Source organism: Bacillus sp. YBsi01, assembly GCF_038406745.1.
GTDB classification, from domain to species: Bacteria; Bacillota; Bacilli; order Bacillales; family Bacillaceae; genus Bacillus; species Bacillus siamensis.
The window spans coordinates 605,899-631,085 of the sequence record NZ_CP151679.1 but is presented as its reverse complement, the minus strand read 5'-3'; the positions used below and the strand labels follow the sequence as shown (position 1 = coordinate 631,085).

Below are 25,187 nucleotides of genomic sequence, written 5' to 3'. Positions count from 1 at the left end.
GTGATGCCGTTTGACATTTGTTAAAAGTATATCACATGAGCTCACGGAAATCAGAGAACCTTTTAGCGATTCCCGCCGATGATTTCAACTTCTGTATGCATGTCAACATCATACTGCTCACGGATGGTCTTTTTCACATACTCAATCAGGTCAAGGACGTCCTTAGCAGTCGCCCCGCCGGCATTGACGATAAAATTCCCGTGCATTTCGGACACTTTCGCTCCGCCGATCTGATATCCTTTTAATCCCGCTTTTTCAACGAGGTTTCCGGCATGATCCGGCAGCGGATTTCTGAATATGCTTCCGGCGCAGGGGCTTGAGTACGGCTGAGTATTTTTTCTGTAATCTTTGTTTTGCTGCATTTGCGCCGTGATGGCTTCCCGTTCCTTTTGCTCAAGCTTTAGAACTGCCTCAAGACACACGCCGGGACGTTTTTTCTGCAATACAGACGTTCTGTAGCTGAAGTCCATCTCTTCGTTCGTCAGCCATTCGATCGTGCCGTCTTCAAATAAGATACGGGCTTTCACAAGAATCTCACTCATATCAGATCCATGCGCCCCCGCATTCATATAGACGGCTCCGCCGATTGATCCCGGAATGCCTGCTGCAAATTCGAGTCCGGACATTCCTTTTTTACTCATCGAAGTCGCAAGACGGACGACTGAATAACCGCCTCCGACTGTCACCTGATCGCCGTCAATCTCCAAATGATCGAGACCCGCTCCCAGCTTAATAACAACTCCCCTTATGCCTTCATCAAGCACGAGCAGATTTGAACCGCGGCCGATAACCGTCCATGGCAGGTCATGTTTTTTCACAATATCCATAATATCTTTGACCGCTTCCACACGGTTGGGGATGATTAAAATGTCCGCCGGACCGCCGATTTTCATCGTTGTATGATTCGCGAGCGGTTCTTGTTCCAGCACTTTGCCGACTTCGCGGTCTCTTAATTCCTGAATTACGTTCTCCATCGTAAACCTCCGCATTCCATTTGCTCTATTTTTTAATGTCTTCCATGATACTGTACAGTCTGGCTGCCGCATCGGGAACACCGAGTGATTTTGTCCGCTCACTCATGTCTTTTAACGTTTCGTCATTCATTACGATTTTGTCCAGCGCAGCGATCAGTTTTTCTCCGCTGAGCTCGGTTTCTTTCAGTACGATTGCAGCGTCATGCTGGCTGAGCGCCTTCGCATTGACTTCCTGGTGATTGGCTGTCACGTACGGGCTCGGAATGAGCACACTCGGAATGCCGAGTGCGGTGATTTCCGCAATCGTTGTCGCCCCGGCTCTGGCCACAATGACATCGATTGATTTTAAGTACTCCGGCATTTGGTGCAAAAACGGTTTTGTCACCATATTATCAGCGGCTTTTCCGCCTTTCAGCTCAGCCGTTACCTTCTCATAATGCACTTCCCCGGTAATATAAAGCACTTGGTAAGGTCTCGTTTTCAATTCTTCCTGCATATCAATAACGGCACGGTTAATAGGAGCCGCACCTCTGCTTCCACCGAAAATGAGCACCGTTTTTTGATCTTCTTTCAGCCCGAATTCAGTTAACGAGCGGCCTGTCTTAATTGAGACGACTTCAGAGGCTCTCGGGTTTCCCGTAAAAACAACTTTTTCAGCAGGAAAATGCGATTTTGCCTCCTCAAAGCAAATCGCCACCTTATTAACATATTTCGAGAGAAACTTATTCGTGATGCCCGGAAGGCTGTTTTGCTCATGAATGATCGTCGGAATTCCCATTTTTGCCGCCGCGTATACAACCGGACCGCATACATAGCCGCCTGTGCCGATAACGGCATCTGGTTTAAATTCTTTTAAATACGATTTGCTTTTCTTTACGCCTTTTAAGAAACGCATGACGGTTTTTACATTTTCAAAAGAAAGTTTTCGTTTGAAACCTGTAATTTCAATGGCGCGAAACGGAATATTTTCCCTTTCAACAATTTTTTTCTCAAGACCGTTCTCTGTTCCGATATATAAAAATTCCACGTCCGGGTGCCGGCGCTGAACTTCTTTAATAAAGGCCAAAGCCGGATAAATATGTCCTCCGGTTCCGCCCCCGCTTACTGCAATACGCATTCGTATGTCCCCCTTAATCACATAGCGATAACCCTGTTTTTTAGGACAGGGTTATTGATGTTGTCTGTTTTTTTATAAATGACGAATATATCATGAGTGATGAGGCAAGATACAGATCAATACCTCGAGTACCGGCTGACATTTAAAAGCACGCCGACCGCTGCAAGCATCAGCGTCAATGATGACCCCCCGTAGCTTAAAAACGGCAGCGTAATTCCTGTTACCGGGATCAGCCCCGTCACAACACCGATATTAATCATGACTTGAATAGCAATCATAGAAATAATACCGATGGCGACAAAGCTTCCGTATAAATCCGGAGCGCCGAGCGCAATCCTGACGCCCCGCCATAATAAAATACTGAACAGCAGCAATATGAGCGAGCCGCCGATAAAGCCGAGTTCCTCAGATAAAATAGCAAAAATGAAATCGGTTTGCGGCTCCGGCAGGTAAAAAAACTTTTGCCGGCTTTGGCCGAGCCCCATTCCGAACAGACCGCCCGGACCTACGGCATAGAGCGACTGAATGATCTGAAATCCGCTTCCAAGCGGGTCCTCCCACGGGTTTAAGTAGGAGGTGATCCGTTTAATCCGATAAGGAGCGGACAGAACAAGCGCCGCAAATCCGCTTAAACCGATGAGTCCCAGAAACGCGAAATGAGCGATTCGCGCACCGGAAACAAATATCATCACGATGCACGTGCCCACCATCACCGTCCCCGTTCCAAGGTCGGGCTGGCACATGATAATAATAAATGCAGAAAACACGATTCCGAGCGCGGGAACGAATCCGCGTCTGAATGACGTAATGTTCTTCTGTTTTTCAGAAAGAAATTTAGCCAGAAACGCAATCATCGCGAGTTTCATAAACTCCGAAGGCTGAATGCTGAACGCGCCCACTCCGATCCAGCTTCTTGAACCGTTCCGCACCATTCCGACTCCCGGAATCAGTACAAGCACAAGCAGGAAAAAACAAATGATCAGAAGCAGCTTCGACCATGTGCGCCATGTCCAATAATCCACATTCATAATGAAAAACATGGCAATGACGCCGATTCCCGCAAACAGCAGCTGCCGTTTCGCAAAGAAAAACGAGTCGTCAAATTTATAATCCGCCCAAACCGCACTTGCACTGTAAACCATAATTAATCCTATTGTTAAAAGCAATAACGTAATGATAACTAATAACAAATCAGGCGCTGTTTTTTTAGTAGTCAAAGCAATCGACACCCCAAGCATAAGTCATTTAGGGCTGCCGATGAACAGAGACAAGCCCTTACTTAAGCATATGCACGGCATCTATAAACATGTCACCGCGTTCTTCAAATGTTTTGAACTGATCCCAGCTTGCACACGCAGGTGACAAGAGGATGACGTCTCCTTCATTTGAGAGCGCAAACGCCGCAGATACTGCTTGTTCAACATTATCGACACGTTTGACATGTTGTATTCCCAGCTCATTGCCCAGTTTTTCTATCTTCGGCGCCGTCTGGCCGAACGTAAGGACCGCTTTGACATTGTCCATATACGGTTTCAGATCGTCAAAGCCGTTGCCGCGGTCAAGTCCGCCTGCAAGCAGTATAACCGGAGCTTTGAACGCGGAGAGCGCTTTGCTTGTGGCCAAAATATTCGTCGCTTTGCTGTCATTATAAAATTTACGATTCTGAATCGCAGTCACATACTGCAGACGGTGTTTAACACCGGTAAAGCTTGTCAGCACCTTCTGAATCGCTTTATTGGATGCGCCCGCCGTTTTTGCCGCGGCTACAGCGGCTAGAATATTTTCTAAATTGTGCGCGCCCGGCAGTACGATGTCATCAACAGGCAGAATCGCTTCATCTCCGAACATCAGCATTCCGTCTTTAATGAATGCGCCGCTGGACAGTTCCTGATGAACTGAAAACGGAACGGTGCCGGCTTTTCCGCCTTCGGCAAGCCGCACGACTGTTTCATCGCTTTGGTTCACGATGGCCGTATCGCTCTCAAGCTGATGCAGATACACCTTCTGCTTGGCTTTTTCGTAATTTTCACGGCTGTGGTGATAATCCAAATGAGCGTCAAATACATTTAAAATCAGGCCGATTTCAGGTCTGAACGCATGAGTCCCCATCAGCTGGAACGAAGAAAGCTCCGTGACGATCCATTCATCACCGTCAGCATGATAAGCCACTTCACTGGCGACAGTGCCGATATTCCCCGCGATCAGCGCCTTTATCGAGTCAGCCTTCAGCATTTCGTAGACCAGGGTCGTCGTTGTCGTTTTCCCATTCGAGCCTGTAATGCCGATGAATTTTGCATTGGTGATATAATACGCAAGCTCGATTTCCGTCCAAACCGGGATGCCTCTTCTTTGCGCTTCCTCCACCATGATATTTTCATACGGGATTCCGGGATTTTTGATCAGAATGGTTATATCATGCTGATCAAAAAGTGATGTCGGATGTTCACCGCAGATAACCTCAATTCCTCTTTCTAAAAGCCTTTGGGCAGGTTCGTTTTCTTCAAAGACTTTTTGATCATTTACGACGACGTTAATGCCTTTTTCATGAAGAATCGACGCAGCCGCATATCCGCTTTTCGCCAGTCCGAGGACCAGAAAGTTTTGTTTTTGCAAAAAAAGTTCGTTTTCCACTTATAACCACACCTCGATGTAAATTCCTAAAACGGCAAGCAGCAGTCCAGCAGTCCAGAATGTGACGACAACTCTCCATTCAGACCATCCGACCAATTCGTAATGGTGGTGAAGCGGACTCATTTTAAAGATTCGTTTTCCTGTCGTTTTAAAGCTGATGACTTGTAAGATAACAGATAAGGTCTCAATCACAAAAACTCCGCCGATAATGACGAGCAGAATTTCAAGCTTCGTCAGAATGGCAACGGTCACGATCGCTCCTCCAAGCGCAAGCGACCCGGTATCCCCCATAAATACTTTGGCGGGATGGGCGTTGAATACAAGAAAACCGAGAACGGCGCCGACAACGGCAACCGAGAAAATCGCAACGTCATATTGTGACTGGTTCCACGCAAGGATCGCGAAAGCGCCGAATGCAATAGCAGCAGTACCGGACAAGAGACCGTCCAGACCGTCTGTCAGGTTGACGGCGTTTGAACCTCCGACAAGCATAAAGAGAACGAGGATAAAGTATCCCCAGCCGAGATCGATTGACAGATGTGTTCCCGGCACCCTGATGCCGGTTGAAAAATGGCAGTAATGATATACTCCGTAGAATACAATGGCGATAATGATCTGGCCGATCAATTTCTGCTTCGACGTTAATCCGAGATTCCGTTTCATCACCACTTTAATATAATCATCCAAAAAGCCGAGCAGGCCGTATCCGATCGTGACAAACAGCAGAAGAAACATTTCCGCGCTCAAATGCGAAAATTTCTGCGTCATGACAATCGCCGTAATGGCGATGGATACGATAATCATGACCCCGCCCATCGTCGGCGTCCCTGATTTTTTCATATGTGATTTCGGCCCTTCTTCCCTGATGCTCTGGCCGAATTTTAAACGTCTTAAAAACGGGATAAGAATCGGAGATATCAGAACACTGATTAAAAATCCCATTATTATTGTAAATAAAATCACTTGCTCAAGCATTGCTCTTTTCTCCTCCCGTTTCGTTCAAACGACATACGTATTTATCATATTCACATTGTTTCCCCGTAATTCTTTTCATTTCCCTCATTCTAACACTCTTTCCTGTTTTACTTTTTATTCAGCTCAACGATAGCTCTTCCCGCTACTTCGGCGTCATCAAAGTCGAATGTTTCATTGCCGATCTGCTGATAGGTTTCATGCCCTTTTCCGGCAATCAGGACCACATCACCCTTTTTTGCGTTGGCAATGGCAAAAAAGATGGCCTGCTCGCGGTTGGCGATACTGTGATAGTAAGTTCCTTCTACTCCTCTTTCCATATCTCTTAATATGGCCAGCGGGTCCTCGCTTCTAGGGTTATCTGAGGTAAAGATCGGTTCGTCGGCGATCCGCACCGCAATTTCCGCCATTTTCGGGCGTTTTGTTTTGTCCCGGTCACCGCCGCAGCCTACGACGACGAAAAGCTTGCCTTCTGTCATGTCTTTGCATGTATTCAGGACGTTTTCCAGACTGTCAGGCGTGTGCGCGTAATCGACGACGACAGGAAACGGCTGATTGTGATTCACCAGTTCAAACCGGCCTCTGACACCTTGCAGCTCTTCAAGAGCGCTTGTGATCGTATCGAACGGGAGACCCGCTGCGATCGCTGTCGCCGCTGCAGCCAGTACGTTATACACGTTGAACCGGCCGACGAGTGAAACCGTGATCTGCTTTGTTCCTTTTGGCGTAACGAGTTCAAAGCTTGTGCCTTGCGCAGAGATCTCAATTTGTTTCGCCATGACATCGGCATCATTTTCGATTCCGTATGTAAGGATGTGCGCCGCCGTCACTCTTTCAAAATAAGCGCTGGCTTTGTCATCTGCGTTTAAAACGGCCCGCTTCGGCTTTTCATGGTTGAAAGAGCCGCCCAGCTGCGAAAACAGGAGGCTTTTAGCCTGTCTGTAGTCTTCCATCGTCTTGTGATAGTCTAAATGGTCCTGCGTCAGATTCGTGAACACGGCGATATCATAATCGCAGCCGTGAACCCTGCCGAGTGACAGAGCGTGAGAAGACACTTCCATAATGGCTGTATCCACATGCTCGTCATTCATTTTCTTGAACGTTTTTTGCAGTGTGACACTTTCGGGTGTTGTATTTTTGACCGGGAATGTCTCATCACCGATTTTAATGTACATCGTTCCGATTAAACCGGTCTGTCTTCCCGCTTTTTTGAAAATCTCATCCACCATATGCGTCGTTGATGTCTTGCCGTTTGTGCCGGTGATGCCGATAAGCTTAAGTTTCTTTGTCGGCTGCCCGTAAAACGCATCAGAAAGAACGCTGAGCGCCCGCTGTGACCGGCGGACGATAATGACAGGAATATCGACGTCAAGCTCTTTCTCGGCGACGATGGCCGCTGCGCCGTTTTCTGCGGCTTTTTGGGCGAAATCATGTCCGTCCACCGTATACCCTTTTATACACACAAAAAGACTCCCTTTTCTCACTTCCCTGGAGTCCATCTCAATTGAAGTTATATCAGGGTCATGAAAGTCATTTTGAACAGGTTCGGCCATTAAATATGTAAGCAGCTTTGTAAGTTTCATTGTATCAAACCTCTCAGAAATTCTATTCATTCTTTTATCATGATAATTGTTTATAAAAGTCAGAATGGCTTTTAAACATACAGTTCATATTTTAGCGTAAATAAAAGGATACATCCAGTTAATCTTAAAAGTTATCTTCTTTTTTTCTCTTTATGATAAAAGGCAGCCGAAAACAATCGGCTGCCTCAAAAAGACTCATTCTTCACTCAAGTAAACACGGATCTTTGAGCCTTCTTTTACTTTCGTTCCGGCTGCAGGTGATTGTTTCACAATTTTGCTTCCTTTTCCTGAGGAGTCTATATTCAAATTGACAAGCAGCGACTCAAGATCAGAGACAGACATCCCTACAACATTCGGAACCTCTATTGTTTTTGTGTCGTTCCATTGATATTTTTTCTCGATTTGATTTTTTCGCGGTTTGACGCCGAGCTCCGGCAGACTGTCTCTCATAATATTTCCGACAATCGGCGCGGCGACGGTTCCCCCGAATTGAATCGTGCCTTTCGGATTATCAACCGCGACATATACGACAAGGCTCGGGTCATCAGCCGGCGCAAAACCGATAAAGGAGACGATATGGTTGTTTTCGAGATATTTGCCGTCTTTGACCTTTTGTGCCGTTCCTGTTTTTCCGCCGACGCGATATCCTTCTACAAAGGCATTCCGTCCCGTTCCCTGAGCGACGACGCTTTCTAAAGCGTATCTGATCTGCTTTGACGTTTCCTGGGAAATAACTTGTCTTTTCGCAATCGGCGATTGTTTCTTAACGGTTTTTTTCGTGACGGGATCAACCCACTCTTTGGCGATAAACGGAGTATAAAGCGTTCCGCCGTTTATTGCTGCGGATACGGCTGCCACCTGCTGAATCGGCGTGACGGAAACCCCTTGTCCGAAAGCGGTTGTCGCCTGTTCGACCGGGCCGACTCTGTCAAGCGGAAATAAGATCCCCGTTCCTTCCCCCTGCAGATCGATGCCTGTTTTCTTTCCAAATCCGAAGTCCTTAATATATTGAAACAGCTTATGTTTTCCGAGCCGTTCCCCAAGCTGTACAAACCCAGGGTTGCAGGAATTTTGAACGACTTCAAGGTAAGACTGCGAACCGTGGCCGCCCTTTTTCCAGCATCTGAGGCGGGCGCCGTCCACCTCGGCAAATCCTTTGTCATAAAAATGATCTCTTTGCAAGTTTACTTTTTGCTCTTGGAGCGCCGCCGCAAGCGTAATAATCTTAAAGGTCGAACCCGGTTCATACGTGCTCCATACCGGCAGATTCCGGTTGTAAACGGACGGATCCACTGATTGATAGTCAGCCGGATCAAAATCAGGACGGCTTGACATTCCCAGCACTTCCCCGTTTTTCGGATTCATTGCGACCGCAATCATTCCGTCCGGGTTGTATTTCGCCGCTGCATTGTCGAGCTCTCGTTCTATAATCGTCTGAACCTTGGCGTCAATCGTCAATTTCATATCAAGTCCGTCTTTCGGAGGGGTGTAATCATCCGCTTCATCAGGCATTTTCTTCCCCTTGGCATCCGTATAAAATTTCACGGAGCCCTTTACACCTTTCAAGTCATCATCATAATAAGCCTCCAGTCCGAGAAGGCCCTGGTTATCAATACCGGCAAAACCGAGAACATGGGATAAAAAACTTCCGTACGGATAATGACGGATGCTGTCTTCAGCTACATAAACCCCTTTTAAATCGAGCGCTTTGATTTCTTTCGCTTTTTTATTTGAAATTTTCCGGCCCTCGGGTGAGATTTTTTCTATGGAAGTTTTCTTTGTAATGTGTTTATAGACCTTCTCTTCCGACATATTTAAAACTGACGCGAGAAGCTTGCCCGTTTTTATGGGATTTTGAATCTGGCGCGGTACGACAAAGACGGTCGGCGCGCTTTTATTAGTAGCCAGCTTCACGCCGTTCCGGTCAAGGATCTCTCCCCGCTCAGGCTCAAACGGCAAATTCCGGCTCCAGGAATCCTTAGCCAGCGAAGTCAGCTTTTCCCCCATTACAAATTGGACATAGCCTAATCTGCTGTCAATGATCAAAAAAATGATCACGCCAAAAAGCAAAACCAGTAATAAACGTTTTCGAACCGTTACATTTGAAACGCGCAAGGGACCGTCCACTCCTTATTTAGGCTTGTTTCATTTTATGCCTCAGCTTGGTCACATAGAACGGCGCGCATAAAAAAGAAGCCCGCGGGCATCCGCGGACTTCTTTGTCCCGTTAATCAGGATTTTTAAATTTCACCTTGATCACGGTATTTCCCTTCAGTTCTTTGCCTTTTTTGACACTTTGGCTGGCAGCGTAACCTTCGCCGCTCACATCAATGTGAATGCCTGATACCTTGCTGAATTGAAGCACTTCCCGTCTCGACCATCCGGACATATCCGGCATCGTCATCTTTCCGTCTGTTTTTAAGAAGATTTTCTGATTGGTAATCACATCTTCCCCGGCTTTTGGATACTGTTCTTTTACGGCAACATCACTGCCGATGACAATCGGTGTGAGATGTTCATTTTTCGCTTCCTTCTCAGCATTCGTAACCGTCTTGTCTGTCAGGTCAGGCATCTTTTGGCTTTTCGTTTCTTCCTGGCCGGAATCTGACTTTTCCGTCGGCTCGATGTTCAAATAATGCAAACTGTTTTTCATCGTCGGGTTAAAGATTTCCGCGACAGGATCGGAACTGCTTTGGCCCGCTTTTAATTGCGGCTGCTGCACGGCTACATAGATGACGAGCTTAGGATCATTTTTCGGTGCCATGCCCATGAATGAAAACACATAGTTGCTCGTTCCTTTTAAATATCCGCCCGTCCCCGCGATTTGCGCGGTTCCCGTTTTCCCCGCAACATCAAAACCTTCAATTTTATAAGGTTTTCCCGTTCCGATGTCTGACGTCACAACTTCTCCGAGCAGGTCCCGGACTTGTTTGGCCGTATCAGCCGAAATCGGCGTGCCTGCTTGTTCGGGCTTTGTCTGCTTGACGACTTTTTTCGTATCAGGGTCGACGATATGGTCAATGACGTAAGGCTTCATCATTTTGCCGTTATTGGCAATCGCCGTGACTGCCTGAAGCTGCTGAATCGGCGTTATCGCCGATGCTTGGCCGTAAGCCGTGGACGCTTTGTCAAAATCATATTTGAAGTTAATTTTACTTGATACTTCACCGGGCAGATCAATCCCTGTTTTTTGATAGAGCCCGAATTTGTGCAGATACTCATTAAACCGGTCAAACCCGAGTTTTTCGTTTGCCAGCTTGGCGAAAGCAACATTTGACGACCTCATGAGGCCGTCATGGAAGCTTGTCATGCCCCAGCCGGCTCCGTCGTTCCAATCTTTAACTGGTTTTCCGCCTACTTTATATGTTCCGGATTTATATTTCTCGTTTGCAGAGAACGCGTTTTCCTGAATCGCTGCGGCAAGCGTAAAGATCTTCATCGTCGATCCCGGTTCATACGCGTACGACACTAAGTCGTTGTAATAATTGGTGACGTTTCTGAGATTCGGGTCAAAACTCGGACGCTGCCCCATCGCAAGCACTTTGCCTGTTTTCGGTTCTACGACAGCCGCCATGATTTTTTTCGGTTTATATTTTTCCGCCACTTTCGTCATGCTGTCTTCTAAAAAAGTTTGAATTTTCTGATCAATGGTTAAATATACATTGTCACCGTTTTTAGGTGCGGTGATTTTTTCTTTGCTGTTCGGAAGTTTCCAGCCGGATTTATCACTTTCATATGTGACAGATCCGTCGCGTTCCGTCAGATAGCTGTTCAGTATTTTTTCCAGCCCTAAAGATCCTTGTATCTGGTTTGTTTTTTCATTTACATCGGCATAGCCGAGAACATTTGATAAAAACACGCCGTTCGGATAGTAGCGCTTCGTATCTCTTAAGAAAGAAATACCTGGAAGCTTCATTTTTTCGATCTTTTGCTTTTTCGCATAAGAGATATCGCGGCCGGCTGAACCGAATTCCACCTGCTTCGCGCCATTCCTGTTTAAGATGTCCAGAATCTCGCTTTTGTCAAGTTTAATAACACTCGCAAGCTTTTCCGCTGTTTTCTCTTTATCCTTGACATACTGAGGCTTCATCTTTTTATCAAGTATGGCAATGAGCTTATAGGTCGCCGTGTCCTCAGCGAGCACTTTGCCGTTCCGGTCAAGAATGGAGCCACGGCTCGCTTCTATCGTCCGCTTTTTTTCGTGCTGCTCGGTCGCTTTTGTTGCAAGTTCCACCCCGTTAGCTTTACCGGTTAATTGAATGTACGCCATTCTCCCGAGAATGACAAAGAAAAAGAGAGCGAAACAAATACTCAGTATCGCTGCTCCTCTGTTCATAAACTTATTTTTTTTAGGCATGGGTTATCATTCCTGTATGTTTTTCACTTTTTTATCTTTCAGGTTCAAACCGTGCTTTTTGGCGATATCCATCAATCGCTGCGGCTGGCTTAAATCACCCGCCGTTTTTTGGAGATCACCGATCTGCTTATTCTTCTCTGATACTTTCTCCTCCAGTTTTTGCACCTCAATATTGGATTGGTACGCCGCGTATGCCTTTGATACGATAAACATTGAAGTGGAGAGAACGGCAATGGCAAACAGGACGAGCAGCACCTTTTCCCCGAGTGTAATGGAAGCCCTTTTTTTGACAATCACCTTTTTTTCGGGACTTATCACTGGCCGTTGTTGTTTTTCCTGCTGGTAAGCTAAGTTGCTCATAGGCTGATGACCTCCTTTATGTTGTCATTTGCTGCCCGTTATTTTCGTTTCTCCGCAATGCGGAGCTTCGCTGAGCGGGCGCGGTTATTTTCTTCAAGCTCCTCTTTTGATGCCGTAATGGGTTTTCTCGTAATCAGTTTTAATTCCGGTTCAAATTCTTCCGGTATCACAGGAAGACCCGGAGGCAGTTCGGGAAGTGATGATTTTTCCTTGAATGTCGTCTTGCACATTCTGTCTTCCAGTGAGTGAAAAGTGATCACAGATACCCTTCCGCCCGGCTTCAGCATCTCTATCGCCTGCAAGAGAGCCTCTTCAAATACTTGAAGCTCATCGTTTACGGCAATTCGAATCGCCTGAAATACGCGTTTGGCCGGATGACCGCCGCTTCTTCTCGCCGGAGCCGGTATCGCGTCCTTTATTAGATCGACCAGTTGGCCGGTTGTTTGAATAGGCGATTTCTCTCTCGCCTCTTCAATTTTTCTGGCGATTTGCTTGCTGAATTTTTCTTCTCCGTATTTAAAGAAAATCCGCACAAGATCCTCATACCGCCATTCATTTACGACCTCTTTCGCCGTAAGGGCGGCCGACTGGTCCATCCTCATGTCCAGCGGTGCGTCATGATGATAGCTGAATCCCCGTTCCGGTGTATCAAGCTGCGGTGAGGATACTCCTAAATCAAATAAAATTCCGTCGACACTCGTAATGCCGTGTTCGTGTAAACATTCTTTTAAATAACGAAAGTTGCTTTTCACCAAAATGAGCTGTCCTTTGTACTCAGACAATGTTTGCTTTGCGTTTTCAAGCGCCGTGTCATCTTGGTCAAAGGCGATTAAACGCCCTTTTTCCGATAATTGCTGCAATAAATATGTACTGTGCCCGGCGCCTCCCAGGGTGCAGTCCACATAGGTTCCGTCCGGTTTGATATTTAAACCGTCGACGGTTTCACGTAGAAGTACTGTCTTATGCTGAAACATTTGTGTCGGTCCCACCTTTATCAGGAATGAATTGAATTGTCAGTTGCTGTGATGCACGAAGATCCATTATATATCAAATCCAATCATGTTTTCAGCAATTTCAGCGAATGAATCTTCTTGCTCTTCTGTGTATTGTTCCCAGATTACCTTACTCCACAATTCAATTCGATTGGAAACCCCGATGACAACACATTCTTTTTCCAGTTTTGCGTAATTCAGAAGAGATGACGCAATATTAACCCTTCCCTGCTTGTCCAGTTCGCATTCGGTCGCACCGGAAAAAAAGAAACGGGTAAATGCGCGGGCGTCTTTTTTGGTGAGCGGCAGCGCCTTCAGCTTTTCTTCGATCAGCTTCCATTCATTCATCGGGTAGCCGAAAAGACATTGGTCAAGTCCTCTTGTCAGCACAAACTGCTCACCGAGGCCTTCTCTGAATTTTGCGGGTACGATCATGCGGCCCTTTGCATCAATTGTATGCTGGTATTCACCCATAAACATGATAAGGACCCCCACTTTCTCCCCTAAACTCACCACTATCCGCCACTTCTCTCCACAACCTCATTTTACACTGTTTAAACATAAAAAAAAACCCTGAACTATTCAGGGTTCTTTAAAACTTTATTTCAAAGTTTGACAATCTGATGTTGGTTTTGAAAAGAAAATGGCAGATGTTTGAAGGTTGTGAAGAATTTTGGACCGTAACGGTTCAAATAATACATTACATTCCAGATCCGTTCCTGCGGAGCGCCGAGCGGTCTGATGCTGTTTTGGATTCTTTCATAGTCACGAAGCACAAAACCTTCTTTTTCTTCAATTCTTTTTGTTACCGTCCGTTCTAGAAACAAGAGCTGATCTTGAATGAAGGCGGCATTCTTCTGTAAGAGCGGCTCAAGGCTTGAATCGACTTTAAGCGCTTCGTCCCTTGCTTTTTTATGGGCAGCTTCAATCTGTGACTTCGCCTGTTCCATCACAGAAGAAAATTCTTCAGGAATCTGCTCGTTAAAATAAGTCTCCTTCAGATGCCCGGTGCCGTGTTCGATCGCTTCCTGAAGCGGGATATTCCGTTCCGAAAGCTTCTTTTCAATATGGCGCTCAAGAATCGTAATGTTTAATCTCGGCACTACCGGAGTCATAGAAAAGCCCATTAATGAGAAAGCCTGCTTCAGCTCGCCCCAATAATTGACTTCCCCCGGCCCTGCGATAAACGCAAGAGTCGGGATGAGAAACTCCTGCATCAGCGGCCTTGTCACAACGTTATTGCTGAAACATTCCGGTTTTTCTTCCATATGGGTATGAAGTTCGTCGTCCGTCCACTCGAGGTCAAGCTCTTTAATGACAAAAACGCCATTTTCTTTTTCAATTAAGAAGCGCTCTCCCTCATACTCGTAAAATAAGTTGGCCTGTTCTTTGTCCGATTCAATAATCGGGTGATAACCGGCTTCCCGCATAAGACGCTGCTGATTTGACACTGCTTCGGCAAGTTCATTATTGTGCTTTAAAATCTGCTGAAACATTACCGTTTCCAGCTTTTTAATCCCGGGATCTCCGGAATTGATCAGAATAAGTCCTTCTTCTTGAAACAAACCGGCGATTAACAGTTCAAAAAAGTCCGTAAATGTCTCTGATGAGCGTAAACATCGCTTCACATTTTGAAGGAGTGCGTTTGTGTGATCCGTTTCCTCAAAAGAAGCGAACACTTCATCAATCCACGCCGCACATTTTTCTTGATCAAGAGAGGTATTGGCCGCCGATGTTTTTTTCCAGTAAGACTGCGGCAGCTTCTGTTTCACCGGGCCTTTTTTCTCTGTTGACGTATGCACATAATTGATTTCTTCCAGATCGTGATCTTCACCCGCCACCCAGAAAATCGGAACGACAGGAATCTGGAGTGCCTCTTCCTGCTGTCTGGCAAGTACGATAATGGAGATAATCTTATGTATGGTGTAAAGGGGTCCTGTTAAAAGACCGGCCTGCTGTCCGCCTACAACTGCTGCGCTTTTTGGATCTCTCAGTTTTTTGATGGAGGCCTGCATGGCGGCGGAGTTAAATTTTTCGTGATAGGAGGATAGGTAATCGGCTAATTCCTCTCTGGCAAACGGCCTTGAAGACAGGTCTTGAAGCCGCTTTTGCCATACATCCTCAGAATGAATATCATAATCAAAAAATGAAGACATGTTTTCTCCATCTATATAGTGCTGCACAAACGTATTTTGACTTTTGATGGAAAGTTCAGTTAGCTGCATCTGTCTGGAACTTCCTTTCTCCAATAAATAGTTAGGTTTCCGAAATGAGTATAGCATGTTACCGGAAAACCTCAAAAGACTTTGTTTCAGTTTCTTTCTAACGCTTTTATGCTGCGGTATAAAAACGGGAGATGAACGGCCGGCAATCCCCGGCTCTCCGCTTCTTTCACAAGGTAGCCGATAATCGCATCGGCCTCCGTCCGTCTTCCCGCCAAGATATCGACAAGCATGGAAGAATGATTTTTTTCCGTCCGGCTGCAAACGTCGCAAACCCTGTTCCACGCTTCCTCTCTATCCGCGAGGCCAAGAATTGTCTCCGCTTCTTCAAACACGTTTCTCATATATTTTTTGTAAGCGGCATTTGTTAACAGCTCTCCGTTTTTCACGCGCAGCAATGCAGTTAACGGGTTGATGCATACATTTATGATCAGTTTTCCCGTCAACAGTTGATACCAGTCGTTTTCATCATATACGGGAAAATCCCGGTGCATGCCGGAAAAGATGGTGTTGAGCGTTTCCGGCCGGGATGCGCGGAATACACTCCATCTTACGGCTCCGGTCCCAGTATGTTCAACGGCATGATCTGATATCCTTTTTGCCCCGTGCTCAACCGTGCCGGCATAAAGCGAATGATCTGTATGCCAATCTTTGATGTCGTGTATGTGTCCCATGCCGTTTTGCAAAAACAGCACATTCGTCCCTTTTATTGTCTCAAGATCCGGCAAAACACCGCTGAGCTGGTGCTGTTTAACAGCTGCGATTAAGAGATCGAATCCGGAAGTGATGCCTGTTTGCGCTCTGCATGACGCCGTAAATTCTTTTCCGTCTTTCACCAGCCGTATACCGCCTGAGTTAATCGCATCAGCCTGCTCCGTCCGCCGCGTGATGACCGTTACCTGATGGCGGGACGATAAGTAGTAAGCACATAAAAGGCCCACCGCTCCGCCGCCGATAATTCCGATTTTCACACTTTCACACCCTATATCTGCTTTTTTCCATATTATCATAGCAGAAGCCGCCGCAAATTACTTCAATTTCGTTTTGAACAAAATGACAGACAAACATATTATAGTTGGAATTTTCAATTAAAGCGTTTACAATAATAAATAGAACACAACAAAGGGGGAGTTTGTGTTGAAAATAGAGCGCCTGCTCATCAACTTTAAGACACTCGAAGAATTTAAAAGGTTTAAAGAATACGGGATGCAGGAGCTGTCCATGCTTGAAGATCTGCAGGATAATATCATTGAAAATGACAGCACCTCGCCTTTTTACGGGATTTACTTCGGGGATAAACTAGTGGCGAGAATGAGTTTATATCAGGTAAGCGGAAGTGCGAATCCGTATTTTGATCAGCGTCAGGACTTTTTGGAACTATGGAAGCTTGAGGTTCTTCCTGGCTATCAAAACAACGGATACGGCAAAGCGCTTGTCGATTTTGCAAAATCCTTCAGAATGCCGATCAGGACGAATTCACGCATGAAATCAGCAGAATTCTGGGATAAGATGAATTTCGAGCCCGTTAAATATGATATGGCGCGTGACAAAGGAGAAAACCCTTACATCTGGCATCCTGATATGGATGGTGAAATGACATCCGGGGAAACGGCATAATAAAAAACCGGCCGGGACAATGCCCTCAGGCCGGTTGATTTTACAGGCTCTGCGCCGATTTTCTTTCATCATCTTTCAAATTGACCATCCTTCTCGCCCTGTCCATAATATCAATTAACGCTTTGTAATCTTCTTCCGTCATCTCCAGCTTGTTTCTCAAGCTTTCGTTTTCCTCACGCAGATCCTCGACTTCTTTTTGCAGCGCGGTCAGCTGTTCTGTGAGTTTTTCTTTTTCATGACGCACATCCGCTGCGGCCGGCGACTCTTTAAATTGCTGCAGAAACAAAATCACATCATCAATGGACAGCTCTTTTTCTCCTTCCGCCCTGCGGATCGGGGGCTGCTTGACGGTTCCCGGCAGATTGGCGGAATGCACCCCGATTTGCTTTCTTAATTCCTTCCGCTGTTTTTTCGCCAGTTCTATCCCTGACTGATATTGTTTCCTGACGTAAGAATTCCACCTGAACCCGCAGGCGGCAGCCGTTCTCGTCAGCGCTCTGCCGACTTCTTCAAAAGCGGATAGCTGGGTCCCGCCTTCCCGTATGTGCCTGAGCACCACCTCGGCCAGCAGCAAATCTTCATCTTGCGTCCACGCATCTTGTCTCGTAATCGTCAATCGTATCTCCCTCCATATTTGCTCATTTACCTCATACATATGCCGCTGATAGATTAGATAGACTATTGGCGCTCACAATTTTTTTCGGCGGCAGCAGGCCGGAGGGAGAAAAAAAGAAAAGCGCAGGAACCGAAATTCCCGCGCTTTTCTTCATACATTAATTGCTTTTTACATTTATGTCTTTGCCGTTGTATGATCCGCATGCTTTACATACACGGTGAGACAATTTCATCTCTCCGCATGACGGGCATTCTGTCATACCAGGTACATTTAGTTTGAAATGTGTACGGCGCAATCTTTTTTTCATTTTAGAAGTTCTTCTAAAAGGTACAGCCATTATTCCCACCTCCTTAAAGAGTTAAGATTCATCATCTTGTGTTAAGAGCTTTTTCAGATCCGCAAGTCTGGGGTCGATCTGATTTTTCTTCTCTTCCTCAGAAATCACTTGCCAATCCTTTCCCACTTGGGGAGCGGCCCCTTCTTTTTGTTCAGTTTCACAAAAGATTTGCATAGGAATTTCTAAAAGAATCTCTTCTTTTACGATCGGAGTCAAGTCGACGGTATCGTCTTCAGCAATATGAACGTCCTCATCTTCTATATCATCCGTCTTATGAAATCTAAACAGTTCTTTTGTCGCGATTGTAAATGGATACGGCACATCAACTAAAGTTCTTGAGCACGGCAAAACCATTTCGCCTGAAATCGTAAAGTCAAACGAAACCTGCTTGGATTCAATCTCCGCGCGGCCCTTCACCCGGACGGGAGAAATGCGGCGGATATCAGAATTCAATTTTGTCAGCTCATTCAACTCAACTGTTTCATCAAATTCAAAGCTCTTTTTCGCCATTTGATGAAGCTGATAAATCGTCCATTTCATTTGTATCACCTCAGGAAAGCAACAAACATGATTATAGCTTTTCAGAATGTTTTTGTCAATATTTTTTCTTTACAGCATAATGCCGCCGTCATGCAATCGTTGACAGCCGGATAGGCTAATCATACACTAAACGAAACGGACGAAAATATGCACTTCATTTGCAAATGTACCATACGAAGCAAAACATAGCAAGAAAGGCGGAACAAATATGAAAGCAGTCGGCCTGGTTGTTGAATATAATCCCTTTCATAACGGACACCGCTATCATGCGGAACAAGCAAAAATCAAGACAGACAGCAGCGTCGCGGCAGCGGTAATGAGCGGCCCTTTTTTGCAGCGCGGGGAACCGGCCGCCGTCTCAAAGTGGGCCCGGACAAAAATGGCGCTGGAAAACGGCGTAGATATCGTCATTGAGCTCCCTTATATATATGCCGTACAAAAAGCGGAATTATTCGCGCGCGGCAGTGTTTCACTTCTTCACCAATTAGGATGCAGCAGCTTATTTTTCGGCAGTGAGAACGGACGGATTGACCCCTTTATTGAAGCCGCTGAAGTGTTCAGCCGAAAGGAATCTGACTGCAGCCAGATTCTGAAAGAGGAGCTGAAAAAGGGGCTCAGCTATCCGGCCGCCGCCTCAAAAGCTTTTTCACACATATTCAAAGGACAGGACATGCTTGATTTGTCTAAGCCGAATAATATTCTCGGTTTTCACTATGTCAAAGCAATACATGCCTCCGGTTCCGCCATGAAGCCTTATACGACAGCCAGGGTCGCTTCCGGGTATCATGACGCCGAGCTTCCCGGGGATGACAGCCGGATAGCCAGCGCCACAAGCATCAGAAAAGCGCTGATAGAAGAGGGAACGGAGGCCGCAAAGAGCTTTCTCCCGGAAGCGTCTGTGCGCGAGCTGGACGCATACAGAAACTCATACGGATTATGGCATAGCACGGAAGACTATTTTTCATATATAAAATACAGTCTCAGCACTCTGTCTGCTGAAGAATTAAGCCGAATCTATGAAGTGGAAGAAGGCCTTGAGCACAGAATTCTGCGCACCATCAGACAAGCCCGATCCTACCAGGAAATGATGGAACTATTGAAAACAAAACGCTACACGTGGACGAGGCTGCAGCGGATGAATACGCACATTCTGACACGGACGAAGAAAGAAGACATGCACCGGCTTTTAAAGCCTGCAAGCGCACCTTATATCCGTCTTCTCGGAATGACGAAAAAAGGACAGGCATACCTGTCGGCAAAGAAAAAAGAGCTTACCGCGCCGCTCGTCAGCAAGCTCTCCTCTTTCTCCCATCCCGCTCTGGATCTGGACATATCGGCGGGACGGGTTTACAGCCTGCCGATAAAAGAACCTGAACGCACATGGTTTGAGAAAAAGGAATTTTCACAAGCGCCGATCCGCTATGATGAAGACGAAAAACGTTTTTTGAATGCGTAAATAAAGCACCTGACTGTATCAGGTGCTTTTTACTTTCAGCTTATCCAAATAATCAAGTGCGTCCTGCATGGTGTCGACCGGAACGATCTTCATATCGGACTTGATAGCTTTTGCCGTTTTTACCGCATTTTTATAATCAGAGTTTTCAGCACCGTTTTGGTTCGGCGCAAAGAAAATATCTTTCCCCGCTTTGTCTGCGGCGACGACTTTCTGATCGATTCCGCCGATCGGCCCGACTTTGCCGTCAACGTCGATTGTTCCCGTTCCGGCTATATTGTAGCCTTTTGTTTCGTCAGGTTTTGTCAGCTGGTTGTAAATTTCTAAAGACATCATGAGACCTGCAGAAGGCCCGCCGATGTTTTCAATGCTGAAATGAAGATCGGGCTTCACTTTCACGTTCCGATCCGTATATAACGCGACACCGATACCCGCTCTTTTCGGGTCATCCGGGAATGATTTCAGCCCAATGTCAACGGTCTTTTCTTTCGTGTCCCGTTCAATGTGAAACGTGACTTTCTCCCCCGCTTTTTTGCTGCTGATATAATCAATCAGCTTTTCAGCGGATTCGTATTTCTTTCCGTCCGCGCTGATGATTTTATCACCGACCTCTATTTTTCCTTTTGCCGGCATGCCGGAAACGACTGAGCTGGCGTAAATGCCGTTAAATGAGTATTTTACCTGTTTGCCGGCTTTTTGATAAGCGGCAATGACCGCGTTTTCTTGAGAGCTTTTCATCATCTGCAGCTGGCGCTTCATATAGTCTGAATCTGTTTCGCCCTCTTCTTTTATGCTTTCATCCGGGACGATTTCATCGTAAGGATGCACTTTCGCCCAAAGATATGTATACGGATTGGCTGGGCCTACTTTGACAGTCATCAAGGAAAGGCTTCCTTTTTCAGGATATCCTCCGTCCACCTTAATCAGCGGCCTCAGCTCTGATGCTTCTCCCGGCTGTGTGATGTAAAACGGAAGCTTAATAAATGTAACAGCGATTAATAAGATCAGGATGATAAACACCCAGCGAAAATGTTTTGCTTTCATATGAGTTAGCCCTCCCAGTTCTCTATTTCTTGTTTAATCCGGCCGATCATGCGGTCTGCGGCTTCTTCGCCCGCTGTGATCATATGATCAATGTTGGCAAAAGAGCTTGAACTGAATGATTCAAGAGAAGGGCGGATCATGACGTCTGCGGCAATGGTCTGGTGACGGACCAATTCATTTTGCAGTATATCCATACTTTGCATGATTACATCAAAAATATGTGCCGCTTTTTCCGTTTTTTTCACCCGCGATACGTCAGAGGCGATAACGATATCAGCGCCCATATCCTTTACTGCGGAAACCGGGATTCTGTCGACTACCGCGCCGTCCACCAACATGCGCCCGTTCATTTTTTGCGGGACGAAAACGCCGGGTATGCTGATGCTCGCGCGGACGGCTTCGGATACGGAGCCTTTTGTAAAAACGAGTTTTTCTCCGGTCTGGAGGTCGCATGCCACGATGCCGAGCGGGATCCGCAGTTCTTCTATCGGCTTGCCGTACGTATACGCATGTACGAGCTGCCTGATGCGGTCCCCTTTTAAAAATCCGAGACGCGGCATCGTATAATCCGCATACAGCCGCCGCTTAAATGCTTTGGCGACTTTTTTCATCGTGGCCACGTCATGCCCGGCCGCATAAAAGCTTCCGACTAACGCTCCCATGCTGCTGCCGGCAATCATATCAATTGGAATCTGATGCTTATGTAAACTGGATAACACTCCGAGGTGGGCAATGCCTCTTGCCCCTCCCGATCCTAACGCTAACCCGATTGTAGGTTTGGCCAACGCGACGAACCCCCTATAGACATCCTATACATGAATTCTATGGTCTAAATTGAACCCCTATGCTCGTATATTAGTACAGGATGACAAATAGGTACTTGCCCGGCCGTCCTTAAGGTCTGTTCTATATTTTATCATGATATAAATGTCAGTGTGCAATTTTAGCATCGGGGAGGTAAGAATGAACTTGTCTAAGTTTCATACATTTTTGATTTCATTGTTTTTTATTTTTTTGACGGCGACGGTTATTTCACACCCGCAGGCCTCATTCGAAGCCTCCAAAACCGGTCTTTCCATGTGGTGGGAGGTAGTTTTTCCTTCGCTGCTTCCGTTTTTTATTTTATCTGAGCTTTTAATCGGATTCGGCATTGTCAGGTTTGTCGGCCTTTTACTCGAACCCTTTATGCGCCCCATTTTCAGAGTGCCGGGGGTCGGCGGATTTGTACTGGCTATGGGCATGGCTTCAGGTAATCCGGCCGGCGCGAAACTGACTGCACGGCTGCGCCAGGAGAAACAGATCTCCAGAGTGGAGGCTGAACGCCTCGTCTCTTTTACCAATTCATCCAATCCGTTATTTATATTCGCGGCTGTGGCGGTCGGCTTTTTTCATAACGCCTCTCTCGGCATTCTTTTAGCATCGGCTCACTATCTCGGAAACATCGCCGTCGGCCTGACGATGCGTTCATACGGACGGAAAGAAGAAACGGCGTATAGCGGTAAAAAGACGATCGCTCTTCCTTCACTGAAAGAAGCATTTCTGGCGCTGCACAAAGCGCGGCTTTCGGAGAAGCGGCCGCTCGGAAAAATTTTAAGCGACGCCGTCACGTCTTCTGTACAAACCTTGCTGATGGTGGGCGGTTTTATTATATTGTTTTCGGTTTTCAGCCGGTTATTATCAATCGTACAAGTCATGGATGTGCTTTCTGTATTTACGAACGCGCTTCTTTCGCTCTTCCATCTTCCCGTAAGTCTGGACATTCCTCTTATCAGCGGAATGTTTGAGATTACGCTTGGGAGCAAGCTGGTCAGTGAAGCGGATGCCGCCTTGCTGCCGAAAGCGATGATTGTGAGTTTTATTCTCGGTTTCAGCGGCCTTTCCGTACAGGCCCAAGTGGCCGGCATTTTATCGGAAACAGACATCCGCTTTAAACCGTTTTTTGTTTCGCGTATCCTTCAAGGCATTTATGCCGCCCTTTTTATTCTTTTATTATGGAAGCCGCTTTATCTTGCATTGGACGAACCTTACCAGTCCGTATTCCTTCCGCTCCGCGATCAGAGTGCGGCCTCGGCTGCCGTCAGCGGATGGAACACACTTGTTGAAGCCGGCCCCGCCGTAACCCTGGCTGCCCTCACCGTATACGCACTGATTTATTGTTACAGGCTGTCAGCACGGATAAAAAAAGGATGAGACGCCAAACGCGCTTCTCATCCTTTAAATTTCTGCTGCAGCGCCTGTTCGACTTCCGGAGGAACAAACTCTGAAACAGGCCCGTTATATTTTGCGACCTCTTTTACAATGCTTGAACTTAAAAAAGAGTACTGATTGTTCGTCATCATAAAAAAGGTTTCTATTGACTCGTCAAGCACGCGGTTGACAGAGGTTCCCTGCATCTCATATTCGAAGTCAGAAACAGCTCTGAGCCCCCTGATAATCGCATTCGCCTGCTTTTTTTTCGCGTAGTCGATCAACAGTCCCCCTGACGTCTCGACCGTAATATTCGGTATGTCTTTTGTCACTTCCCGCAATAGCTCACAGCGTTCTTCGACTGTAAACAGCGGCTGCTTTGAAGAATTGTTAAGCACGCATACGTACACATGCTCAAACACGTTTGCTCCCCGCCTGATAATGTCCATGTGTCCGTAGGTGACGGGATCAAAACTTCCGGGACATACAGCTATACTTGCCACATCATTACCCCCTATTTCGGTATATCGTCACTCCTGTAAGCCCGTAAATTTCCCTTCTTGTTACAGTAAGCGTGCCGACGGCTTCAGGAAGCGCAACCGCTTTATCATGCTCGGCTACGACAAAACCGCCTTCATTCAGCATGTTCTCTTCATCAATCATTTCGATAAGCGCTTTCAGCTTTTGTTCCTTATACGGAGGATCTAAGAAAATTCCGTCAAAACCTTTTTCCCGTTTCGCCGCGGCATAGAGGGCCCGCTCTGCATCATTGCGGTATACTTCCGTTGAAGACAGCAGATCCAGCGCTTTTAAATTCGCTTTTACCGTTTGGATGGCTTTGAAATCACGATCCACAAAGATACAGCGGTCAAATCCGCGCGACAGCGCTTCAATTCCAAGACCGCCGCTCCCCGCAAACAAATCCAGCCCCGTTCCTCCGTCAAAATACGGGCCGATCATATTAAAAATAGACTCTTTTACTTTATCCGTCGTCGGCCTTGTTGATGTGCCCGGCACAGCCTTTAAGGCTCGTCCTTTTCTTGAACCGGAAATTACTCTCATTTTTCACACCACTTTTTCTGAAAACTTTGATGTTTCGCATCGGCTGAGCCGTTATGTACAAAAACAATCCCTATCTTATCATAAAGCATTCTTTCAAACAATGAGCGTGAAATCATGTATACATGCTCACATTCTTGTCAAAACTACGTGTAACAGCATCAATAAATGATGTTGTTGCCAACCGCGGAGAAGACTTACGTTTCCCCATAAGTTCTTCCTCCGGTTTCTCCTCTCCCTTTGCCTTCTCCTTAACTTGTTAAGGAATAGAAGGACCCCGCAGGTTTCTGCGGGGATTTTTTTATATGCCGATCTTATAATCGTACTCTTTCGCTTTATCAAGCTTTGATTCAAATTCCAGCTTTAAAAAGGGCTTATATGAAGGCTCTACTTTCTTCACATATGAATAAGAAGAAATCTTTTCCATCGTTTTTTCGATTTGGCCCATATCGCAATACAGCACTGCGTATTTCAGCCGCTTGGAAACATAATGAACGTTGCCGAATTTTCTCAGCATTTTACTGTGTTTTAAAGAATGCAGATATACGATTATGCCTTGGCGCTTGCTTTCCATCATGATCACCGCCTGACTCTCTGTTCATTTTATGTAAAAGACGAGACGGCCGTCTCGTCAGGAAACTTTGCATCCGCAGCCGCCGCCGGAACCGCAGCCGCCGCCGCAGGATGACAGGCCGTCAAAATAAGGATTCCCCGTCGGAACTTTTACATGCTCCGAAACGGCCGTGCCGAGTTCGATGCTGATCTCGTCAAGCAGCGACTGAAGCTCAGTCTCCGCTTTTTTGAATTCGGCCACCTTATCATTTAAATCCAGCTCCCGCTTCAACTCTCTCATTTTGCGGGAAATTTCTCTATAATCAGGATGGTATTTGCCAAAGCGCTGCACATCCTCATACTGCTCTTTAATGCTCAAAAAAGAACGAATAATCCGCCCTGCCTCTTCATCTTCATGGAGACGCTTGTAACAATCACGGTAATTTTCAGCCGTCTCAGACTGCAGAATCATGCCGGCAAGCTGCTCCGCTTCACTTTGAAGCCGGACGGACTCAATTGTTGCATACATTAATACGCACCTCCAGTTGTTAGTTTACCACGAAACCTGCCAATT

General features: G+C 46.3%; 25 protein-coding genes. 3 read left to right on the top strand and 22 right to left on the bottom strand.

Annotation, left to right across the window (positions count from 1 at the left end):
- Positions 1–62: 62 nt before the first annotated feature.
- The 13 genes from murB to AADZ70_RS03520 all read right to left on the bottom strand — a co-directional run bounded on the left by murB (position 63) and on the right by AADZ70_RS03520 (position 16,179).
- A complete protein-coding gene (gene murB, locus AADZ70_RS03580) occupies positions 63–974 on the bottom strand; it encodes a UDP-N-acetylmuramate dehydrogenase (RefSeq protein ID WP_047475120.1) in 912 nt (303 codons plus the stop codon).
- A 25-nt stretch (positions 975–999) separates the two neighbouring features.
- Positions 1,000–2,091: an undecaprenyldiphospho-muramoylpentapeptide beta-N-acetylglucosaminyltransferase gene (gene murG / locus AADZ70_RS03575; protein ID WP_016936207.1), complete on the bottom strand. Its 1,092-nt coding sequence runs from the start codon at positions 2,089–2,091 to the stop codon at positions 1,000–1,002.
- Positions 2,092–2,207: 116 nt separating this feature from the next.
- Positions 2,208–3,308 carry a stage V sporulation protein E gene (gene spoVE / locus AADZ70_RS03570; RefSeq protein WP_003154430.1) on the bottom strand — a complete coding sequence of 367 codons (1,101 nt, stop codon included), beginning with the start codon at positions 3,306–3,308 and terminating at the stop codon, positions 2,208–2,210.
- Between the two features lie 58 nt (positions 3,309–3,366).
- The gene (gene murD, locus AADZ70_RS03565) at positions 3,367–4,722 is read right to left on the bottom strand and encodes a UDP-N-acetylmuramoyl-L-alanine--D-glutamate ligase (protein WP_342007730.1); all 1,356 of its coding nucleotides are present in this window, start codon (positions 4,720–4,722) and stop codon (positions 3,367–3,369) included.
- The gene (gene mraY, locus AADZ70_RS03560; RefSeq protein ID WP_007409707.1) at positions 4,723–5,697 is read right to left on the bottom strand and encodes a phospho-N-acetylmuramoyl-pentapeptide-transferase; all 975 of its coding nucleotides are present in this window, start codon (positions 5,695–5,697) and stop codon (positions 4,723–4,725) included.
- A 107-nt stretch (positions 5,698–5,804) separates the two neighbouring features.
- Positions 5,805–7,277 carry a UDP-N-acetylmuramoyl-L-alanyl-D-glutamate--2,6-diaminopimelate ligase gene (locus AADZ70_RS03555; RefSeq protein WP_342007729.1) on the bottom strand — a complete coding sequence of 491 codons (1,473 nt, stop codon included), beginning with the start codon at positions 7,275–7,277 and terminating at the stop codon, positions 5,805–5,807.
- 195 nt (positions 7,278–7,472) lie between these two features.
- Positions 7,473–9,392: a stage V sporulation protein D gene (locus AADZ70_RS03550; RefSeq protein WP_342007728.1), complete on the bottom strand. Its 1,920-nt coding sequence runs from the start codon at positions 9,390–9,392 to the stop codon at positions 7,473–7,475.
- Positions 9,393–9,504: 112 nt separating this feature from the next.
- On the bottom strand, positions 9,505–11,634 hold the full coding sequence (pbpB, locus tag AADZ70_RS03545; RefSeq protein ID WP_064778872.1) for a penicillin-binding protein 2B: 2,130 nt from the start codon (positions 11,632–11,634) through the stop codon (positions 9,505–9,507).
- A gap of 6 nt (positions 11,635–11,640) precedes the next feature.
- Complete coding sequence (ftsL, locus tag AADZ70_RS03540; protein ID WP_016936212.1) at positions 11,641–11,994, bottom strand: cell division protein FtsL; 354 nt, start codon at positions 11,992–11,994, stop codon at positions 11,641–11,643.
- Between the two features lie 38 nt (positions 11,995–12,032).
- On the bottom strand, positions 12,033–12,968 hold the full coding sequence (rsmH, locus tag AADZ70_RS03535; protein ID WP_016936213.1) for a 16S rRNA (cytosine(1402)-N(4))-methyltransferase RsmH: 936 nt from the start codon (positions 12,966–12,968) through the stop codon (positions 12,033–12,035).
- A 66-nt stretch (positions 12,969–13,034) separates the two neighbouring features.
- Positions 13,035–13,466 (bottom strand): division/cell wall cluster transcriptional repressor MraZ, encoded by a 432-nt coding sequence (gene mraZ / locus AADZ70_RS03530; RefSeq protein ID WP_013352164.1) that lies wholly within the window; start codon positions 13,464–13,466, stop codon positions 13,035–13,037.
- Positions 13,467–13,591: 125 nt separating this feature from the next.
- Positions 13,592–15,211, bottom strand: coding sequence for a bacillithiol biosynthesis cysteine-adding enzyme BshC (gene bshC, locus AADZ70_RS03525; RefSeq protein WP_045926078.1), 1,620 nt, complete (start codon positions 15,209–15,211; stop codon positions 13,592–13,594).
- Positions 15,212–15,297: 86 nt separating this feature from the next.
- Entirely contained in the window at positions 15,298–16,179 is an 882-nt protein-coding gene (locus AADZ70_RS03520) for a 2-dehydropantoate 2-reductase (protein WP_342007727.1), read from the bottom strand.
- A gap of 163 nt (positions 16,180–16,342) precedes the next feature.
- On the opposite strand from AADZ70_RS03520, the gene AADZ70_RS03515 reads away from it, so the two are divergent.
- Complete coding sequence (locus AADZ70_RS03515) at positions 16,343–16,825, top strand: N-acetyltransferase (protein WP_049628423.1); 483 nt, start codon at positions 16,343–16,345, stop codon at positions 16,823–16,825.
- 40 nt (positions 16,826–16,865) lie between these two features.
- Here AADZ70_RS03515 and gerR read toward each other — a convergent pair whose 3' ends face one another.
- The 3 genes from gerR to AADZ70_RS03500 all read right to left on the bottom strand — a co-directional run bounded on the left by gerR (position 16,866) and on the right by AADZ70_RS03500 (position 18,318).
- Positions 16,866–17,441 carry a sporulation-specific transcriptional regulator GerR gene (gerR, locus tag AADZ70_RS03510; protein WP_016936217.1) on the bottom strand — a complete coding sequence of 192 codons (576 nt, stop codon included), beginning with the start codon at positions 17,439–17,441 and terminating at the stop codon, positions 16,866–16,868.
- Between the two features lie 157 nt (positions 17,442–17,598).
- On the bottom strand, positions 17,599–17,778 hold the full coding sequence (gene rpmF / locus AADZ70_RS03505; protein WP_003154457.1) for a 50S ribosomal protein L32: 180 nt from the start codon (positions 17,776–17,778) through the stop codon (positions 17,599–17,601).
- Positions 17,779–17,799: 21 nt separating this feature from the next.
- Positions 17,800–18,318: a DUF177 domain-containing protein gene (locus AADZ70_RS03500; protein ID WP_016936218.1), complete on the bottom strand. Its 519-nt coding sequence runs from the start codon at positions 18,316–18,318 to the stop codon at positions 17,800–17,802.
- Positions 18,319–18,526: 208 nt separating this feature from the next.
- Between AADZ70_RS03500 and AADZ70_RS03495 the strand changes: the two genes are divergently transcribed.
- The gene (locus AADZ70_RS03495) at positions 18,527–19,774 is read left to right on the top strand and encodes a nucleotidyltransferase (protein ID WP_198698823.1); all 1,248 of its coding nucleotides are present in this window, start codon (positions 18,527–18,529) and stop codon (positions 19,772–19,774) included.
- 18 nt (positions 19,775–19,792) lie between these two features.
- Here AADZ70_RS03495 and AADZ70_RS03490 read toward each other — a convergent pair whose 3' ends face one another.
- On the bottom strand, positions 19,793–20,815 hold the full coding sequence (locus AADZ70_RS03490) for a SepM family pheromone-processing serine protease (RefSeq protein ID WP_016936220.1): 1,023 nt from the start codon (positions 20,813–20,815) through the stop codon (positions 19,793–19,795).
- A 5-nt stretch (positions 20,816–20,820) separates the two neighbouring features.
- A complete protein-coding gene (locus AADZ70_RS03485; protein ID WP_014304961.1) occupies positions 20,821–21,600 on the bottom strand; it encodes a patatin family protein in 780 nt (259 codons plus the stop codon).
- Between the two features lie 178 nt (positions 21,601–21,778).
- Between AADZ70_RS03485 and ylbJ the strand changes: the two genes are divergently transcribed.
- Positions 21,779–23,005, top strand: a complete 1,227-nt coding sequence (gene ylbJ, locus AADZ70_RS03480; protein WP_095240758.1) for a sporulation integral membrane protein YlbJ — start codon at positions 21,779–21,781, stop codon at positions 23,003–23,005.
- A gap of 17 nt (positions 23,006–23,022) precedes the next feature.
- Here the strand turns inward: ylbJ and coaD are convergent, their stop codons facing one another.
- The 4 genes from coaD to AADZ70_RS03460 form a co-directional block, all read right to left on the bottom strand.
- Positions 23,023–23,505, bottom strand: a complete 483-nt coding sequence (gene coaD, locus AADZ70_RS03475; RefSeq protein WP_016936222.1) for a pantetheine-phosphate adenylyltransferase — start codon at positions 23,503–23,505, stop codon at positions 23,023–23,025.
- Positions 23,506–23,509: 4 nt separating this feature from the next.
- On the bottom strand, positions 23,510–24,064 hold the full coding sequence (rsmD, locus tag AADZ70_RS03470; protein ID WP_016936223.1) for a 16S rRNA (guanine(966)-N(2))-methyltransferase RsmD: 555 nt from the start codon (positions 24,062–24,064) through the stop codon (positions 23,510–23,512).
- Positions 24,065–24,362: 298 nt separating this feature from the next.
- The gene (locus tag AADZ70_RS03465) at positions 24,363–24,635 is read right to left on the bottom strand and encodes a YlbG family protein (RefSeq protein ID WP_016936225.1); all 273 of its coding nucleotides are present in this window, start codon (positions 24,633–24,635) and stop codon (positions 24,363–24,365) included.
- A gap of 57 nt (positions 24,636–24,692) precedes the next feature.
- The gene (locus AADZ70_RS03460) at positions 24,693–25,142 is read right to left on the bottom strand and encodes a YlbF family regulator (RefSeq protein WP_016936226.1); all 450 of its coding nucleotides are present in this window, start codon (positions 25,140–25,142) and stop codon (positions 24,693–24,695) included.
- Positions 25,143–25,187 lie beyond the last annotated feature (45 nt).

Excerpts from the sequence above, each read along its gene's own strand:
- murB (WP_047475120.1), bottom strand. The coding sequence starts at position 974 with ATGGAGAACGTAATTCAGGAATTAAGAGACCGCGAAGTCGGCAAAGTG.
- murG (WP_016936207.1), bottom strand. The coding sequence starts at position 2,091 with ATGCGTATTGCAGTAAGCGGGGGCGGAACCGGAGGACATATTTATCCG.
- mraY (WP_007409707.1), bottom strand. The coding sequence starts at position 5,697 with ATGCTTGAGCAAGTGATTTTATTTACAATAATAATGGGATTTTTAATC.
- AADZ70_RS03555 (WP_342007729.1), bottom strand. The coding sequence starts at position 7,277 with ATGAAACTTACAAAGCTGCTTACATATTTAATGGCCGAACCTGTTCAA.
- pbpB (WP_064778872.1), bottom strand. The coding sequence starts at position 11,634 with ATGCCTAAAAAAAATAAGTTTATGAACAGAGGAGCAGCGATACTGAGT.
- ftsL (WP_016936212.1), bottom strand. The coding sequence starts at position 11,994 with ATGAGCAACTTAGCTTACCAGCAGGAAAAACAACAACGGCCAGTGATA.
- rsmH (WP_016936213.1), bottom strand. The coding sequence starts at position 12,968 with ATGTTTCAGCATAAGACAGTACTTCTACGTGAAACCGTCGACGGTTTA.
- mraZ (WP_013352164.1), bottom strand. The coding sequence starts at position 13,466 with ATGTTTATGGGTGAATACCAGCATACAATTGATGCAAAGGGCCGCATG.
- bshC (WP_045926078.1), bottom strand. The coding sequence starts at position 15,211 with ATGCAGCTAACTGAACTTTCCATCAAAAGTCAAAATACGTTTGTGCAG.
- rpmF (WP_003154457.1), bottom strand. The coding sequence starts at position 17,778 with ATGGCTGTACCTTTTAGAAGAACTTCTAAAATGAAAAAAAGATTGCGC.
- AADZ70_RS03500 (WP_016936218.1), bottom strand. The coding sequence starts at position 18,318 with ATGAAATGGACGATTTATCAGCTTCATCAAATGGCGAAAAAGAGCTTT.
- AADZ70_RS03495 (WP_198698823.1), top strand. The coding sequence starts at position 18,527 with ATGAAAGCAGTCGGCCTGGTTGTTGAATATAATCCCTTTCATAACGGA.
- AADZ70_RS03490 (WP_016936220.1), bottom strand. The coding sequence starts at position 20,815 with ATGAAAGCAAAACATTTTCGCTGGGTGTTTATCATCCTGATCTTATTA.
- ylbJ (WP_095240758.1), top strand. The coding sequence starts at position 21,779 with ATGAACTTGTCTAAGTTTCATACATTTTTGATTTCATTGTTTTTTATT.
- rsmD (WP_016936223.1), bottom strand. The coding sequence starts at position 24,064 with ATGAGAGTAATTTCCGGTTCAAGAAAAGGACGAGCCTTAAAGGCTGTG.
- AADZ70_RS03465 (WP_016936225.1), bottom strand. The coding sequence starts at position 24,635 with ATGGAAAGCAAGCGCCAAGGCATAATCGTATATCTGCATTCTTTAAAA.
- AADZ70_RS03460 (WP_016936226.1), bottom strand. The coding sequence starts at position 25,142 with ATGTATGCAACAATTGAGTCCGTCCGGCTTCAAAGTGAAGCGGAGCAG.